This window comes from Streptomyces thermoviolaceus (assembly GCF_045209695.1).
Taxonomy (GTDB): Bacteria; Actinomycetota; Actinomycetes; order Streptomycetales; family Streptomycetaceae; genus Streptomyces; species Streptomyces thermoviolaceus.
On record NZ_CP109280.1, the window covers coordinates 3,945,202 to 3,960,275 of the forward strand.

General features: G+C 73.2%; 12 protein-coding genes. 8 read left to right on the forward strand and 4 right to left on the reverse strand.

Annotated features, from left to right (window positions below; all coding sequences use genetic code 11):
• Positions 1 to 50: 50 nt before the first annotated feature.
• Positions 51 to 1,481 carry a tetratricopeptide repeat protein gene (locus tag OG899_RS17320; RefSeq protein ID WP_168132204.1) on the reverse strand — a complete coding sequence of 477 codons (1,431 nt, stop codon included), beginning with the start codon at positions 1,479 to 1,481 and terminating at the stop codon, positions 51 to 53.
• Positions 1,482 to 1,773: 292 nt separating this feature from the next.
• Between OG899_RS17320 and OG899_RS17325 the strand changes: the two genes are divergently transcribed.
• Both OG899_RS17325 and OG899_RS17330 read left to right on the forward strand, forming a co-directional pair.
• The gene (locus OG899_RS17325) at positions 1,774 to 2,175 is read left to right on the forward strand and encodes a hypothetical protein (protein ID WP_373296045.1); all 402 of its coding nucleotides are present in this window, start codon (positions 1,774 to 1,776) and stop codon (positions 2,173 to 2,175) included.
• A gap of 117 nt (positions 2,176 to 2,292) precedes the next feature.
• Positions 2,293 to 3,168: a spermidine synthase gene (locus OG899_RS17330; RefSeq protein WP_125500469.1), complete on the forward strand. Its 876-nt coding sequence runs from the start codon at positions 2,293 to 2,295 to the stop codon at positions 3,166 to 3,168.
• 9 nt (positions 3,169 to 3,177) lie between these two features.
• Here OG899_RS17330 and OG899_RS17335 read toward each other — a convergent pair whose 3' ends face one another.
• The gene (locus tag OG899_RS17335; RefSeq protein ID WP_168132203.1) at positions 3,178 to 3,708 is read right to left on the reverse strand and encodes a hypothetical protein; all 531 of its coding nucleotides are present in this window, start codon (positions 3,706 to 3,708) and stop codon (positions 3,178 to 3,180) included.
• Positions 3,709 to 3,873: 165 nt separating this feature from the next.
• Between OG899_RS17335 and OG899_RS17340 the strand changes: the two genes are divergently transcribed.
• From OG899_RS17340 to OG899_RS17350, 3 genes are all read left to right on the forward strand, one after another.
• The gene (locus tag OG899_RS17340; RefSeq protein WP_125500471.1) at positions 3,874 to 4,575 is read left to right on the forward strand and encodes a response regulator transcription factor; all 702 of its coding nucleotides are present in this window, start codon (positions 3,874 to 3,876) and stop codon (positions 4,573 to 4,575) included.
• On the forward strand, positions 4,572 to 5,942 hold the full coding sequence (locus OG899_RS17345) for a HAMP domain-containing sensor histidine kinase (protein WP_189427976.1): 1,371 nt from the start codon (positions 4,572 to 4,574) through the stop codon (positions 5,940 to 5,942). Before OG899_RS17340 ends, OG899_RS17345 begins: the two co-directional genes overlap by 4 nt.
• A gap of 364 nt (positions 5,943 to 6,306) precedes the next feature.
• A complete protein-coding gene (locus OG899_RS17350; protein WP_168132201.1) occupies positions 6,307 to 7,737 on the forward strand; it encodes a cellulose binding domain-containing protein in 1,431 nt (476 codons plus the stop codon).
• Between the two features lie 264 nt (positions 7,738 to 8,001).
• Here OG899_RS17350 and OG899_RS17355 read toward each other — a convergent pair whose 3' ends face one another.
• Together OG899_RS17355 and OG899_RS17360 are read right to left on the reverse strand one after the other, a co-directional pair.
• Positions 8,002 to 9,423 carry a GH1 family beta-glucosidase gene (locus OG899_RS17355; protein ID WP_125500738.1) on the reverse strand — a complete coding sequence of 474 codons (1,422 nt, stop codon included), beginning with the start codon at positions 9,421 to 9,423 and terminating at the stop codon, positions 8,002 to 8,004.
• A gap of 162 nt (positions 9,424 to 9,585) precedes the next feature.
• Positions 9,586 to 10,629 (reverse strand): LacI family DNA-binding transcriptional regulator, encoded by a 1,044-nt coding sequence (locus tag OG899_RS17360; protein WP_125500739.1) that lies wholly within the window; start codon positions 10,627 to 10,629, stop codon positions 9,586 to 9,588.
• A 481-nt stretch (positions 10,630 to 11,110) separates the two neighbouring features.
• Between OG899_RS17360 and OG899_RS17365 the strand changes: the two genes are divergently transcribed.
• The 3 genes from OG899_RS17365 (at position 11,111) to OG899_RS17375 (ending at position 14,924) form a co-directional block, all read left to right on the forward strand.
• Positions 11,111 to 12,433 carry an ABC transporter substrate-binding protein gene (locus OG899_RS17365; protein ID WP_125500740.1) on the forward strand — a complete coding sequence of 441 codons (1,323 nt, stop codon included), beginning with the start codon at positions 11,111 to 11,113 and terminating at the stop codon, positions 12,431 to 12,433.
• A gap of 566 nt (positions 12,434 to 12,999) precedes the next feature.
• On the forward strand, positions 13,000 to 13,989 hold the full coding sequence (locus OG899_RS17370) for a carbohydrate ABC transporter permease (protein WP_125500741.1): 990 nt from the start codon (positions 13,000 to 13,002) through the stop codon (positions 13,987 to 13,989).
• Positions 13,990 to 14,003: 14 nt separating this feature from the next.
• Positions 14,004 to 14,924, forward strand: a complete 921-nt coding sequence (locus OG899_RS17375) for a carbohydrate ABC transporter permease (protein WP_125500742.1) — start codon at positions 14,004 to 14,006, stop codon at positions 14,922 to 14,924.
• Positions 14,925 to 15,074 lie beyond the last annotated feature (150 nt).

Consider the following 15,074-nt stretch of genomic DNA (forward strand, 5'->3'; position numbering starts at 1 on the left):
GGGAACGCCGGTTCGTCCGGACCGGCCCGGCGGGCGTGGCCGCGGGTGGGTCAGACGGTGCGCGGGGTGTTCGCGTGGCGTTCCAGGAACGCCGACACACCGGCCGCCCTGCGATGCGGCAGCAGCACCCGCGCGGTGCCCGCGAGCATCGTGTGGACACGGGACGACTGGACCTGGTCGAGCAGATCCAGCACGCGCATGCCGGCCGCGGCCGCCTCGTCGGGACGACCGTCGCGGGCGAGGTCGTCGGCCAGTTCGGCGGTGTACAGGGCGGTGTTGCGGGCGAAGTGCGGCTTCTGCAGCTGTGCGGCCCGCCGCGCGTGCCGGGCCGCGCGTGTCCAGTCACCCAGGGCGGACCAGCACTGGGCCTCCAGGCCCTCCAGTTCCGCCCGGCCGTAGAAGCTCATCCACTCCGGATCGGCGTCCTCGGAGCCTCGCTCGTACAGGGCCTGCGCGCGGGCCAGGGCCTGGGCGCAGCCGGTGCGGTCGGACAGACCCGCCCAGCCGCCCGCCTCGCGCAGCGCGATGAGCGACAGCAGCCGGTGCGAGCCCAGGCCGCGCGCGGCCCGGTGGGCGGCCTGCGCCGCCCGGATCGCCTCCCGGGGCCGTCCGGCGTCCCGGGCGAGGAACGCCATGTTGCAGAACGCGTGCGCCTCCAGCGCCGCGTCGCCGGACATGCGGGCGGTGGCCAGCGCCTCGGCGTAGTGCGAGCGGGCGTCGTCGAAGCGGCCCGAGTCATGGGCCAACCAGCCCACGGAGATGGCCAGTTCGCCGGCGCCGGAATGGAGCCGGCTGTCGAGGGACCGCCGGGAGGCCCCGGCGTCCAGCAGCGCGTACGCGGCCCGCAGCGGAGCCGCCGCGCGGCGGTAGAGACCGTCGGCGCCGTGCTGGTCGTCGAGCACACGGATCTGGCGCACGGCCTCCTCCAGAGCGTTCACCTCGCTGGTGCCGGCGCGGCGGACGGGGCGGTCCGCGGCCCGGGCGTCGAAGGCGAACCCCAGCGGGCCCAGCGAGGCGGCGGCAACGGTGGCGCCGCCGCGGGTCATGAATGCGCGACGCAGCACGTCGCTCTCCTCGTGGTCTTCGGACGGGTGGAACGGGCGGTCGAACGGCTCGCCGGAAGCGGTCCGCGGTGCGGCCGGGCCGGCGGTGCGCGACGGGAACGTGCCGTCGGCGGCCGCGCGGGCGGCGCGCCCCCGGACCTGGGAACGCGGCACGAACCCGAGGTCGGTGAGGGTGCGGCCGGGGAACATGTGCAGAAACACACGCTCGTAGGCGTAGTTGGGACAGCGGATCTCGCCCGCCTCGACCCGGCCGATGTAGCGCGCGTCGCAGCTGACCCGTTCGCCGATCTCACGGGCGGCGCGCCGCACCTCCGCGGCGAACTCGGCAGGCGAGCGCTGTCCGCGCAGCCGCCGGAAGGCGAGATTCGGCCGCGGTGGCCGGGGGGACTGAGACGAGGTCACCGTCGACGACGTCATGGCCGGGCCCTCTCGTGCGAACCGTCGAACCGCGCCGGATGCGGGGCGAGCGGCGTATGTACCTGATGTCTCCAGGGATGCCCCGTATCCGACGCGCTAGAACGTACCCGCTGTACCCGGTCCGCCACTCTCCGTTTGGCTACAAACCGGATATCTCATCCGTGATCTGCCATGAACTGCCATCCTCAGTGGCTCACTTCGGCCGTAGCCGTTGACGCCCTGCCGCGTTGTACCCCACAGACCGGGAGCCGGCGGCTCCCGACCCGCTCGCTCACGAGGAGGGGTATCCGTGGTGGACGCCGGAAGGCGGTTCGACGGGAACGTCCGGGCGAAGGCGCCGGCGGTGACGGCAGGCGGATGCGACCTGGTGACGGTGCCCGCACGGCAGGGCCTCGAGGCGGTCGACATCCTGCGCCGGGGCGCGGCCGACGCGGTCGGCCCGGTCCTGCACGACGACGGCGGCGGCACCCTCGGGTTCGTGGTGCCGCCGGGCACCGCCGCGGCCTGGGACCTGCCCGGCAGCACCTGCACCAGGGCCGAGGGCCAGGGGCCGGCGGCGCCCGAACCGCCGGTGGAGGGCTCGGCCTGGCTGGTGCCGCCCGAGGAGGCCGACCCGGCCACCGATCCCGTCGTGCTGCGGCGTGCCCTGGGGGAGGCCGCCCGGCTGATCGAGGCGGCGGACAACTGCAGGTGACGTGGGCCACCGCGGTGCCGGACGCCGTCCGGTGCCGCGGCCGTGTCGTCCGAGGGCCGACGCCGGTGCCGAGACCGCGGCGACAAGGTTCCGGGCGCCCCTTGCGACAATGGCGCCATGGGAAAGTCCAGGTCCAAGGGCGCGCGTCGGCCACGGGCGGCCGTCGAAGCCGTCACGGAACAGGTCGACGGCGGACTCGCCGAACTGCTGCCCGACCGCGACCGGCCGCGGGGCTGGACCCTGCTCGTCGACGGCGCCCCGCAGTCCTACGTCGACCTCGACGACCCGGCGTATCTGTCCTTCGACTACCAGCGGCGGCTCGGGCACGTCATCGACCTCGCCGCTCCTCCCGGCGCGCCGGTCCACGCCGTGCACCTCGGCGGTGGTGCGTTCACCCTCGCCCGCTATGTCGCCGCGACCCGGCCCCGCTCCACCCAGCAGGTCGTCGAGCGGGACGCCGCCCTGGTGCGGCTGGTCCGCAGCCATCTGCCGCTGGACGCCCGGGCCCGGATCCGGGTGCGGTCGCTGGACGCCCGCGAGGGACTCGCCAAGATCCCGGACGGCTGGGCCGATCTGATCGTCACCGATGTCTTCGACGGTGCCCGGACCCCCGCCCACCTCACCTCCACCGAGTTCCTGGACGAGGCCCGCCGGGCCCTGAAGCCGTCCGGTGTCTTCGCGGCCAACCTCACCGACGGCCCGCCGCTCACCCACCTGCGCGGCCAGATCGCCACCGCCGCCGCCCGGTTCGGGGAACTCGCCCTGATCGCCGACGCCGCGGTGCTGCGCGGCCGACGCTTCGGCAACGCCGTCCTCGTCGCCTCCGACGCCCCGCTGCCGCTCGCCGAGCTGGGCCGCCGTGTCGCCGCCGACCCGCAGCCCGCCCGGCTCGAACACGGCCGTGCCCTCACCGACTTCACCGGAGGCGCCGCCCCGGTCACCGACGCCGTGGCCGTCGCCTCGCCGGCACCGCCGCCCTCCGTGTTCCGCTGACCCGGCGGCTCAGTACGTTTCCACCTGAACCCGCGGCGGCCCGTCGTGCCAGATGCAGAAGACCGACACCCGGTCCGCACCCGAGCCGAACTCCACCCGGATCCAGGACGGCGTCTTCCACACCTGCATCGACCAGCCGGCCTTCGGAGCCGCCGACACCAGGGACGCGGAGGACGCCCCCAGGTCGAACACCACCCGGCCGCCGGCGGTGTCGTAGCTCCGGATGCGCCCGGAGGGCGTGGCCGACGGACGGGCCGGGCTGGTGGCGGGCCCCGGGGCGGCCGGGGCGGAACGTCCGGGCGAGGCGCCGGGCGTGTGCGCCGGGGAGGGCACGGGGCTGGACGACGGCGCCGGCCGGAAGGTGGAGGAGGCCGACGACCGCGAGGCACGTGCGCTCGGCTCGGTCGCGGTGACGGGCAGGGCCCGCGGCGGATCGTGGGCGGTGCCCGCCAGCACCGCGTGCACGCCCCACCACGACAGCGTGGTCGCCGCACCCGTGGCCAGCGACCAGGCCGCGACGTGTAGGAGTCCTCTGCGCATCGCGGCCATACTGCCCCACCGGTCGTGTCGGTCGCGTCCGGCGGCGGCCGAGCACGATGCCGTACACGGCAGTTGTCCACAGGCGGGGACGGACGCGGCGGCTGTGCGCGGGAGTCGTCCACAGGCCCGCACCCGGTCAGGCCCGTATGACGTACGGTGCGGCGCATGGCAAGTGTGCTCGTGGTGGAGGACGACCAGTTCGTACGCTCCGCGCTCATCCGGCATCTCACCGACGCCGCGCACACCGTGCGCAGCGCCGGCACGGCGCTCCAGGCGCTGCGCGAGGTCGCCCACCACCGGTTCGACGTGGTCGTCCTGGACCTCGGACTGCCCGATCTGGACGGCTCCGAGGCGCTGAAGATGCTGCGCGGCGTCACCGACGTCCCCGTCGTCGTCGCCACCGCCCGGGACGACGAGGCGGAGATCATCCGCCTGCTCAACGCGGGCGCGGACGACTACCTCACCAAGCCGTTCTCCGTCGAGCACCTGTCCGCCAGGATCGCGGCCGTGCTCCGCCGGGCCCGCCCCGGCGGTGCGCCAACCCCGCCGTCCTCCGTCCTGCGCGTCGGCGGCCTGACCGTCGACCCGCTGCGCCGCCGGGCCGAACTCGACGGTGCGCACCTCGACCTGACCCGCCGTGAGTTCGACCTGCTCGCCTACCTGGCCGCGCGGCCCGGTGTCGTCGTGCCCCGGCGCGAGCTGCTGGCCGAGGTGTGGCGGCAGTCCTACGGCGACGACCAGACCATCGACGTCCATCTGTCGTGGCTGCGGCGGAAACTGGGCGAGACGGCCGCCCGCCCCCGGTATCTGCACACTCTGCGCGGGGTCGGGGTGAAACTGGAGCCGCCCGCGGAGCCGGTGCCATGAGATGGGCCCTGGTCAAGGTGTGCCTGGCGGTCACCACGATGGTCGTGGTCGCCTTCGCCGTGCCGCTCGGCCTGGTCGTCAAGGAGATGGCCCGCGACCGCGCCTTCGCCGGCGCCGAACGGCAGGCCGCGGCCGTCGCGCCCGCGCTGTCCATCACCACCGACCGGGACCAGCTGGAACGCGTCGTCGCCTCGGCCGGTTCCGCAAGCCGCATCGCCGTGCACCTGCCGGAGACCGACGGCCGTCCCGCGTCCCGCATCGGCCGGATGCGGGCCGCCGACGCGGACATCGCGGCCGTGCGCCGCGTGGGCCGTGCCTCCACCGCCGAGGTGCCCGGCGGCTACGCGTTCCTGCAGCCGGTCGCGCTCGGTTCCGGCGCCATCGCGGTCGTCGAGGTCCACATCCCCGAGGACGAGACCACGAACGGCGTCGGCACGGCCTGGGCGGTGCTCGCCGGGGTCGGCGCCGCCCTCGTCGTCGGCTCGGTGGCCGTCGCCGACCGGCTCGGTGTGCGGATGGTGCAGCCCGCCCGGCGGCTCGCCCAGGGTGCGCAGGAACTGGGGGAGGGGAAGCTGGGCGTGCGGGTGGCCGAGGAAGGCCCGCCCGAACTGCGCCGGGCCTCGGTCGCGTTCAACTCCATGGCCGACCGGGTCGTCCAACTCCTCGCCGCCGAGCGGGAACTGGCAGCCGATCTGTCGCACCGGCTGCGCACCCCGCTGACCGTGCTGCGGCTCAACGCCGCCAGTCTCGGCGACGGGGCCGCCGCCGAGCAGACCCGGGCCGCGGTCGCCCAGCTGGAACGCGAGGTCGACACCGTCATCCGCACTGCCCGGGAGGCCGGACCGCGCACCGCCGAGGTGCCGCGGGCGGGCTGCGACGCGGCCGAGGTCGTGCGGGAACGGATGACCTTCTGGTCCGCGCTCGCCGAGGACGAGGGCCGCACCTGGCGGGTGGCCGGTGTCGACCGGCCGGCCCGCATCCCCGTGGCCCGCGCCGACCTCGGCGCCGCCCTGGACGCCCTGCTCGGCAACGTCTTCCGGCACACCCCTTTGGGCACGGCGTTCGCGGTCGACGTGCACCACGGCGAGGACGCGGTGATCGTGCTCGTCTCCGACGCCGGCCCCGGCATACCCGACCCCGAGGCCGCGATGGCCCGCGGCCGCGGCTCGGGCACCGACGGCTCCACCGGGCTCGGCCTGGACATCGTGCGGCGCCTGGCCGAGTCCACCGGCGGCGACCTGGCGATCGGCCGGTCCGTGCTCGGCGGCACCGAGATACGCGTCCGCTTCCAGCGGGAGGGCCGCCGCCCGGCCCGCCGCGGCGAGCGGAGCACCGTACGGCGGCGCCGACGCGTGGGCGCGCGCTGAGCACCCCCGACGGTCCCCGGGGCGCACGGTCCCGGCCGGCTCGCGTACTCGGCTGCGAGCGTACCCACCTGCGCACGTACCCACCTGCGCACGTACCCACCTGCGCACGGACCCACCTGCGCATGGCCCCGGTCCCGTGAGCGCTGTCCTGCCGCCGGTCTTAACCGCCCCCGATCCCTTCCTTAAGCGCGCCCTAAGAACCGTGCCCCGGGCCCGGGAACAGGCGGTTTGCCCGGTTCCGCATCGCTAGCGTGCTGCCGCGATCCCCCCCCACGGGAATCCCCCACCACCCCTCACAGGACGTCCCGCGATCCCCCCCCACGGGCAGTCCCCCACCTCCGTAGTGGACAACGAAGGCAGACACATGAGCACCCATCGACGCAGGATCAGCGGCAGGCACAAGGCGATAGGCGGCCTCGTGGCCGTGACCCTCGCCGGAGGCGGCGCGCTCGCCCTCACCGCCACCGCACAGGCGGCCGGTGTCGGTGCCGCGTACACCAGGACCAGCACCTGGTCCACCGGCTACAGCGCGCAGTACGTCGTCACCAACGGCGGGGGCGACGCCACGAGGGACTGGACGCTGGAGTTCGACCTGCCCGAGGGCGCACAGCTCTCCTCCCTGTGGAACGGGGAGTTCGAGGTCAGCGGGCAGCACGTCACCGTCACCCCGGCCCACTGGGACACCGAGGGACTCGCCCCCGGCGCCTCGGTGACCGTCGGGTTCGTCGTGCAGGGCACCGGCGACCCCGCCGACTGCCGCATCGACGGCGCGCAGTGCTCCGCCGGCACCGGCGCCACCCCCGAACCCAGCGGCCGCCCGACCGTCGCGCCCACCCCGACGCCGACCCCCACCGCGTCCGCCACGCCCACCTCCCCCCAGCCCCCGGGCACCGGCACCACCGCCGCCGCCGGCTTCTCGCCCTACGTCGACACCTCCCTCTACCCGGCCTTCGACCTGCCGGCGAGCGCCGACGCCACCGGGGTGAAGAACTACAACCTCGCCTTCGTCACCGACGGCGGCGGCTGCACCCCGAAGTGGGGCGGCGTCAGCGACCTCGGCGACAACGCCGTGGCCGCCCGGATCGGCGAACTGCGCGCCCGGGGCGGCGACGTCAGGGTCTCCTTCGGCGGCGCCACCGGCTCCGAGCTGGCCACCACCTGCTCCTCCGCCGACGCACTGGCCGCCGCCTACGGCACGGTCGTCGACCGGTTCCAGCTCACCAAGGTCGACTTCGACATCGAGGGCGGCGCACTGCCCGATGCGGCCGCCAACACCCGCCGCGCCCAGGCCATCGCCGAGCTCCAGCGTCAGCACCCGGACCTGGACGTCTCCTTCACCCTGCCCGTCATGCCCGAGGGCCTGACCCAGGACGGGGTGAACCTGCTGTCCGATGCCGCGTCCCACGGCGTGAGGATCTCCGCCGTCAACATCATGGCGATGGACTACGGCGCCTCCTACAGCGGCGACATGGGCACCTACGCCGAGCAGGCCGCCACCGCCACCCAGGCCCAGATCAAGGGCGTCCTCGGCCTGTCCGACAGCGACGCCTGGAAGACGGTCGCCGTCACCCCGATGATCGGCGTCAACGACGTCCCCTCCGAGGTCTTCACGGTCGACGACGCCGCCCAGCTGGTGTCCTTCGCGCAGTCCAAGGGCCTGGGCTGGCTGTCGATGTGGTCGGCCACCCGGGACAAGCAGTGCCCGGGCGGCCCCAAGAACACCGCCGACCCGACGTGCAGCTCCCTCACCCAGGACCCGTACGCGTTCACCAAGGCGTTCGCCGCCTACCAGTGACGCGGTCCGAGGCCCCGCCCTCGCACGACTGACGCGGTCCGAGGCCCCGTGGGGCGCGGCACTCCCCGGAACGAACCCCGCGTGCCGCGCCCCGCACATCCCCCGCCGAGAGAGGCTGACGGGCTCCGCGTCCCGCCCGGCCGGTCGGACCCGCGCTCGGCGGGTCGGACCCGCGCCGGACCGGTCACCTCCGCCCGGCCGGGCGGGTCCTCGGCCCTGTCACGGGCCTTCCCGCCCGGCCGTACGGGCGTGACGTGGGGCGGCTCAGGACTCCACCGACGGCAGCCGGCCGGTGCGGGCCGCCTCGCCGTACCAGTGGGCGCTGCTCTTCGGGATGCGGTCGAGCGTGGCGTAGTCGACGTAGACCGCGCCGAAGCGCTTGCCGTACCCGTACGCCCACTCGAAGTTGTCCATCAGGGACCACAGGTAGTAGCCGCGCACATCGGCCCCGTCGGTGACCGCCCGGTGCACCGCCGCGAGATGGCTGTGCAGATAGGTGATGCGTTCGGGGTCGTGGACGCGGCCGTCGCCGTCCACCTTGTCCGGGTAGGCCGCGCCGTTCTCGGTGATGTACAGCGCGACCCCGGGAGCCTCGCGGCTGTACCGCATGATCAGCTCGTACAGCCCGTTCGGGTCGACGGTCCAGCCCATGTCCGTCTGCTCGCCCGGTGTCTGATGGAACACCACGTCCTCCGAGCCCGGCCACGGCGAGTACGGGCTGTCACCGTGGCCGTCGGCGCGCGGTCCCTCGGGCTGGGTGGCGGCGGAGGACACCAGCTCCGGCGTGTAGTAGTTCAGGCCGATCAGGTCCAGCGGCTGTGCGATGGCCGCCAGGTCGCTGCCGCGGACGTGGCTCCAGTCGGTGACCGACCGGGTCGCCTCCAGCAGGGTCTCCGGGTAGGCGCCGTGCAGCATGGGGCCGTGGAAGATGCCGCAGGCCAGGTCGTCGATCCGGCGGGCCGCGTCCAGGTCGGCCGGGTCCTGTGTCAGGGGGCGCACCACCTGTGAGTTGAGGCTGACCCCGACACGGGCGCCGGCCGGCAGCACCGAGCGCAGGGCCTGCGCGCCCAGTCCGTGCGCGAGGTTGAGGTGGTGCGCGGCGCGCAGGGCGGCGCGCGGGTCGGTACGGCCGGGGGCGTGCACGCCGGAGGCGTAGCCGAGGAATGCGCTGCACCACGGCTCGTTGAGCGTGATCCACTGCTGCACGCGGTCGCCGAGCGCCTCGCCGACGAGCTGCGCGTACTCCGCGAACCGCAGCGCGGTCTCCCGCTCCGGCCAGCCGCCCGCGTCCTCCAGTTCCTGGGGCAGGTCCCAGTGGTAGAGGGTGAGGGCGGGCGCGATCCCGTGGGCGAGCAGCTCGTCCACCAGCCTGCGGTAGAAGTCCAGGCCCGCCTGCGAGGCCGGGCCCCGGCCGCCGGGCTGCACCCGAGGCCAGGAGACGGAGAAGCGGTAGGCCGTCAGGCCCAGTTCTGCCATCAGGGCCACGTCGTCGCGGTAGCGGTGGTAGTGGTCGACAGCGATGTCACCGGTGTCGCCGCCGGCGATCTTGCCCGGCGTGTGACTGAAGGTGTCCCAGATGGAGGGGGTTCGGCCGCCCTCCGCCACGGCGCCCTCGATCTGGTACGCGGAGGTCGCCGCGCCCCAGAGAAAGTCACGGGGGAAGGCCACGGTCTTCGATTCGGGCATGGAATCGCTCCCACGGGTCGAGTGGAGGCCATTATGCATGGGAGCGCTCCCATAGCCCAACGGGGCCACGCGATCGGCACGACACGGGACGGAGCCGACGGCCCCAGGGTGCACCGGCGGGGCGGCACCGGGCCGAGCGGCGCACGGACCGGGGGCCCGCCCTCAGGCGGACGCTCGGACGATCAGTTCCGTGGGCAGGACGACCTCGTGCCGCCCGCTGTCCGGTCCGGCGATCTCGTCGAGCAGCAGGCGCGCCATGGCGCGGCCCATCTCCTGCAGCGGCTGGCGGACGCTGGTCAGCGGGGGGTCGATGTGCCGGGCCACGATCGAGTCGTCGAAGCCGATCACGGCGACGTCCTCCGGCACCCGCCGCCCCGCGGCGCGCAGTTCGAGCACGGCGCCCGAGGCCATCACGTCCGAGGCGGCGAAGACGGCGTCCAGGGCGGGGTGACGGCGCAGCAGTTCCCGCATCGCCGCCCGGCCTCCGGCCTCCGTGAAGTCGCCCTGCGCGACGAGTTCCTCCCCGGCGTCGGCGCCGGCCTCGCGCAGGGCCTCCCGGTAGCCGTCGAGCCGGTCCCGGGCCGCGTCCATGTGCAGCGGTCCCGTGATGGTACCGACGGTGGCGCGGCCGCGTGCGAGCAGATGCCGCACCGCGTCCCGGGCGCCGCCCCGGTTGTCGCAGCGCACGTGCCGCAGCGGCTCCTCGCGGCTGCGCCGGCCGGCCAGCACGGTCGGCACCGCCAGCTCCCGCAGCCGGTCGGGCAGGGTGTCCTCGCTGCGCACCGACATCAGGAGCACGCCGTCCACGCGCTGCGCCGACAGGTAGTCGGCCAGGCGTGTGTACTCCTTCTCGTCCCGCGGCAGGACCAGCAGCATCTGCAACCCGGAGTCCGCGAGTCCGGCGGACACGCCCGGGATGATGCCCGAGAAGTACGGCTCGGTGAACAGCCGGGTCTCCGCCTCGGGCACGACCAGGGCCACCGAGTCGGTGCGGCGGGTCGCCAGGGAGCGCGCGGCGCGGTTGGGGACGTACCCGAGTTCCGCGATGGCCCGTTCCACCGCCGCCCGGGAGCGGGCGCTGACCTTCGGGGAGCCGTTGATCACCCGGGAGACCGTGCCCCGGCCGACCCCGGCGCGGGCCGCCACGGCGTTCAGCGTCGGGCGCCGGGTGCCCGCGGTGCTGGGGTGGGATTCGGCAGGGCTCATCGTTCACCTTCCGGCGTTCGGTGCGGGCGGCTTCATTCTGGCCCGGAAAATTCCGAGGGCGGCCGGGCTGCCCGCCCCGTTGCCGGCTCCCGGTCGTGATCACCTTTGTGACCTGCGTAAATCCTGAATGATACGGGCGCGTTCCGGCGTCCCGGCACGACACGTTCCCGTGACGTGAGGAACACGCTTGGGCAACAACGCCGTTTTCAAGTCTTGACACCTGGCCCGGCAGGAAGGAGTCTTCCGGCATGCCGCGTGGGAGCGGTCCCACGGGTGATCCCGGGGGGTCGGGCCTGTGCGGCCCAGCACCCCATGGCCCTTCCCTCTACCTCGCATGGCACACCGTTGACCAGCACTTTTTCACCGCACGCCGCGTGCTGTGGCTGGCCGCTGCTCGAACCGAGAGGGCAGGTCCGAGCCGTCGGACGCCGGCGGTCTGATTCCTGAGGTCCCGTTCCCCACTGGAACAAGGAGTAGTGGAATGCGCATCACCCGAACCGGCGGCGGTCGCGGCCGCAGGGCCGTGGCCGTGACCACGACGGTCCTGACGGCCTCGGCGCTGCTGCTGACAGGCTGCAGCAGCGACGACGGCGACTCGGACGCCTCGGACTCCAACGGGAACATCACTCTCACCGTGGCCGACTACGGACAGTTCGGCTACAAGGAGGCCGGGCTGTTCGAGAAGTACCACAAGCTCCACCCGAACATCACGGTGAAGGAGCAGACGACCGCCAACGAGGAGGACTACTACCCGAAGCTCCTTCAGCAGCTGAACTCGAACAGCGGTCTGGCGGACGTCCACGGCATCGAGGTCTCCCGCATCAAGGAGGTCGTCGACACGCAGGCGTCCAAGTTCGCCGACCTGAGCAAGACCATCGACGTCAACGACTGGGTGTCCTGGAAGGCCAAGCAGGCCACCGCCAAGGACGGCTCGGTCATCGGCGCCGGCACCGACATCGGCCCGATGTCGCTGTGCTACCGCCGGGACCTGTTCGAGAAGGCCGGCCTGCCCACCGACCGCGAGGAGGTCGCCAAGGCGGTCGAAGGCGGCTGGGAGGACTACATCAAGCTCGGTGAGCAGTACAAGAAGAACGCGCCCAAGGGCACGTACTTCATGGACTCCGCGAGCGCGATGTTCAACGCGGTCGTCAGCTCCAGCAGCGAGCAGTACTACGACCCGGACGGCAAGCCGATCTACAAGGACAGTGCCGCCGTCAAGAAGGGCTGGGACCTGGCCGCCGAGGTGGCGCAGAAGAAGCTGAGCCAGGGCGGCCACCAGTTCGACCCGCCGTGGCAGCAGGAGCTGCGCAAGGGCACCATCGCCACCGTGGTGTGCCCGGCCTGGATGGCGGCGCAGATCCAGATCTACTCCGGCGACGCGTACAAGGGGAAGTGGGACATCACCCGTGCGCCGGGCACCACGGCGGCCAACTGGGGTGGCTCCTTCCTGGCCGTCCCCAAGAGCGGCAAGCACGTCAAGGAGGCCATGGAGCTGGTCAAGTGGCTGACCGCCCCCGAGCAGCAGGCCGAGGTCTTCAAGGCGATCGGTGTCTTCCCGTCCAACCAGGGCGCCTATGAGCTGGACAGCGTGAAGAACGCCAAGCTGCCGTACTTCAACGACGCGCCGATCGGCCAGATCTACGCCGAGGAGGCCAAGTCCATCCCCGAGGCGGTGCTCGGCCCGAAGGACGGCATCATCAAGGACACGATCGGCAAGCAGATCAACAACATGGAGCAGCGCGGCACCAAGCCCGACGACGCGTGGAAGGCGGCGACCGAGACGATCGACAAGGCGATCGGCTGACCCCGGCCGCGGGCGGCCCGTCGGCCGCCCGGACCGGGACGCGCCGCCCGCCGGTGACACAACGGCAGTCGCTCCTCGCCGCCGACGGTGCGACAGCCGGTCGTCGCCGGTGACGGAAGCGCAGCCGGTTCTCGCCGGCGACGGCCCGCCCCGGGTGGGTCCGATGCCCGCCCCGGGCCCGACGCCCGCCCGCGGCGGGCCCGGTCGCCCCGGCCCCGCGGTGCCGGCCGTCGCCGCACACGCGTGGTGCGGTGCGGCGCACCAAGACAGCCCCGCTCGCTGCGCCGCGCCGCACCGCCACCGGCCGCACCAGGCCCGTGGGCGCCGGGCGTCCGCCGTCGCGGCGACCCACCGGCGGGTCCCGGCCCTCCGCCGGGACCCGCCCCCACGCACGTCAGGCCGTGGCCACGTCAGGCCGTGGCACGGCCGCCGGACCCCACCGGCCGGCTCGGGCCGCACGACACCGCACCGATCCGCGCACCCCGGCGGGCCGGGCGCCGGCCCGCCGGCGCGCCTCACGCCCTCTGCCCGCCCCGGCCGAAACCTTGCAGGGAAGGACTCCCTCCGTGGCAACGACAACCCCCGCACGGGGCGCCCACACCCCGCCGTCCGGCGCGGTGGGCGCACCCACCGGACGCAGCACCTGGCGCACCCGTCTGTGGCGCCTGGACGACAAAGCATCCCCGTACGCCTACATCGCGCCCTTCTTCCTCGTCTTCGGCGCCTTCGGGCTCTACCCGTTGCTCTACACGGGCTGGATCGCCCTGCACCGGGTGGAGATGACGAGCCTGGACCAGTCCGAGTGGGTCGGCTGGGACAACTTCGCCAAGATCCTGCAGGACAGCGAGTTCTGGACGGCGGTCGCCAACACCTTCATCATCGGCGTCATCTCCGCCACCCCGCAGCTGCTCATGGCGCTGGGCCTGGCCCACCTGCTCAACTACAAGCTGCGCGCCACGACTTTCTGGCGGACCGTCGTCCTCACCCCGTACGCCACCTCGGTGGCCACCGCCGCCCTGGTCTTCTCCCTGGTGTTCCGCGTCGACGGCGGCCTGCTCAACTGGCTGCTGCACTTCGTCGGCTTCGACGACATCAACTGGGCCAACGGGCACTGGACGTCGAAGATCGCCATCTCGATCATCGTGATCTGGCGGTGGACCGGCTACAACGCCCTGATCTACCTCGCGGCCATGCAGGCGGTCCCCAAGGATCTGTACGAGGCCGCCGCCATCGACGGAGCCAACCGGTGGCAGCAGTTCCGCAAGGTGACCATTCCCTCGCTGCGGCCGACGATCCTGTTCACCATCGTCATCTCCACCATCGGCTCCATGCAGCTGTTCGGTGAGCCGCTGCTGCTGGAGGGCGGCTCGAACGGCTCCACCGGCGGCAACCAGAACCAGTACGAGACGCTCAGCATCTACCTGTACCAGTACGGCTGGAAGCTGGGGCATCTGGGACCGGCCGCCGCCGTGGCCTGGGCCATGCTCGTACTGCTGCTGCTCATCGCCCTGATCAACTGGATCGTCAGCCGGTACGTGCGCAAGAGCGCGGCCTGACGGGAGCGACTTCCATGACCACGACCAGTTTCCCGGACACCGCGGCCGCCCCCGGCGGTGCGCCGCTCACGCCCGAAGCACCCAAGCGCCGCGGCCGGTTCACCATGGGCGCGGGCGAGCAGCTCAAGGCCGGCCCGTTCACCTACCTCATCCTCGCCGTCGTCGGCATCGGCTCCGTCTTCCCGCTGTACTGGACGCTGGTGGCCGCCTCCCACGACCAGCAGCGGGTCCTGGACTCGCCGCCGCCGTTCGTCCCGGGCGGCAAGCTGTGGGCCAACCTCCAGTCCGCCTGGGACCAGGCCCACCTGGGCAAGGCGATCGTGAACAGCGTCATCGTGTCCGGCAGCATCACCGTGGCCACGCTGTTCTTCTGCACGCTGGCCGGTTACGCCTTCGCCAAGATGCGCTTCCGCGGCCGGAACGTGCTGATGACCGCGGTCGTCGCCACCCTGACCATCCCGCCGCAGCTCAGCGTCGTGCCGCTGTTCATGATGATGTCGGACATCGGCTGGGGCGGTCAGCTGGAGTCGGTGATCTTCCCGACCCTGGTCGGCGCCTTCGGCGTGTTCTTCATGCGCCAGTACCTGATCGAGGCGCTGCCCTACGAGCTGATCGAGGCGGCCAAGGTGGACGGTGCGAACAACCTCCGTATCGTCTGGAGCGTCGTCCTGCCCGTGGCCCGGCCCGCGATGATGGTGCTCGGCATGCTCACCTTCGTCCAGGCCTGGAACGACTTCTTCTGGCCGTTCCTGGCCCTGACCCCGGACAACCCGACCCTGCAGGTGGCCCTCGGCCAGCTCCAGGCCTCCTACACGCCCGACCAGAGCATCGTGATGGCGGGTGCGCTCATCAGCACCCTGCCGCTGCTGCTCGTCTTCGTGATCTTCGGCAAGCAGATCGTCGGAGGCATCATGGCGGGCGCCGTCAAAGGCTGACACACCGAGCGGGCGGGGGCGGGTCCGACGGGGGTACCTCCACCGGACCCGCCCGTCGCCTGCACGGGGGCCGCCCGCGCGGCCGCCCCCGCCCCTCTCCCTTCCCCCCCCATTCGCCGGACCGCCTTCCGGCCGGGCCGCCCGCCGGCC

Bases quoted from the DNA above. Each gene is read 5' to 3' on its own strand.
- OG899_RS17340 (WP_125500471.1), top strand. From the start codon at position 3,874: ATGGCAAGTGTGCTCGTGGTGGAGGACGACCAGTTCGTACGCTCCGCG.
- OG899_RS17375 (WP_125500742.1), top strand. From the start codon at position 14,004: ATGACCACGACCAGTTTCCCGGACACCGCGGCCGCCCCCGGCGGTGCG.
- OG899_RS17335 (WP_168132203.1), bottom strand. From the start codon at position 3,708: ATGCGCAGAGGACTCCTACACGTCGCGGCCTGGTCGCTGGCCACGGGT.
- OG899_RS17350 (WP_168132201.1), top strand. From the start codon at position 6,307: ATGAGCACCCATCGACGCAGGATCAGCGGCAGGCACAAGGCGATAGGC.
- OG899_RS17355 (WP_125500738.1), bottom strand. From the start codon at position 9,423: ATGCCCGAATCGAAGACCGTGGCCTTCCCCCGTGACTTTCTCTGGGGC.
- OG899_RS17330 (WP_125500469.1), top strand. From the start codon at position 2,293: ATGGGAAAGTCCAGGTCCAAGGGCGCGCGTCGGCCACGGGCGGCCGTC.
- OG899_RS17345 (WP_189427976.1), top strand. From the start codon at position 4,572: ATGAGATGGGCCCTGGTCAAGGTGTGCCTGGCGGTCACCACGATGGTC.
- OG899_RS17320 (WP_168132204.1), bottom strand. From the start codon at position 1,481: ATGACGTCGTCGACGGTGACCTCGTCTCAGTCCCCCCGGCCACCGCGG.
- OG899_RS17365 (WP_125500740.1), top strand. From the start codon at position 11,111: ATGCGCATCACCCGAACCGGCGGCGGTCGCGGCCGCAGGGCCGTGGCC.
- OG899_RS17360 (WP_125500739.1), bottom strand. From the start codon at position 10,629: ATGAGCCCTGCCGAATCCCACCCCAGCACCGCGGGCACCCGGCGCCCG.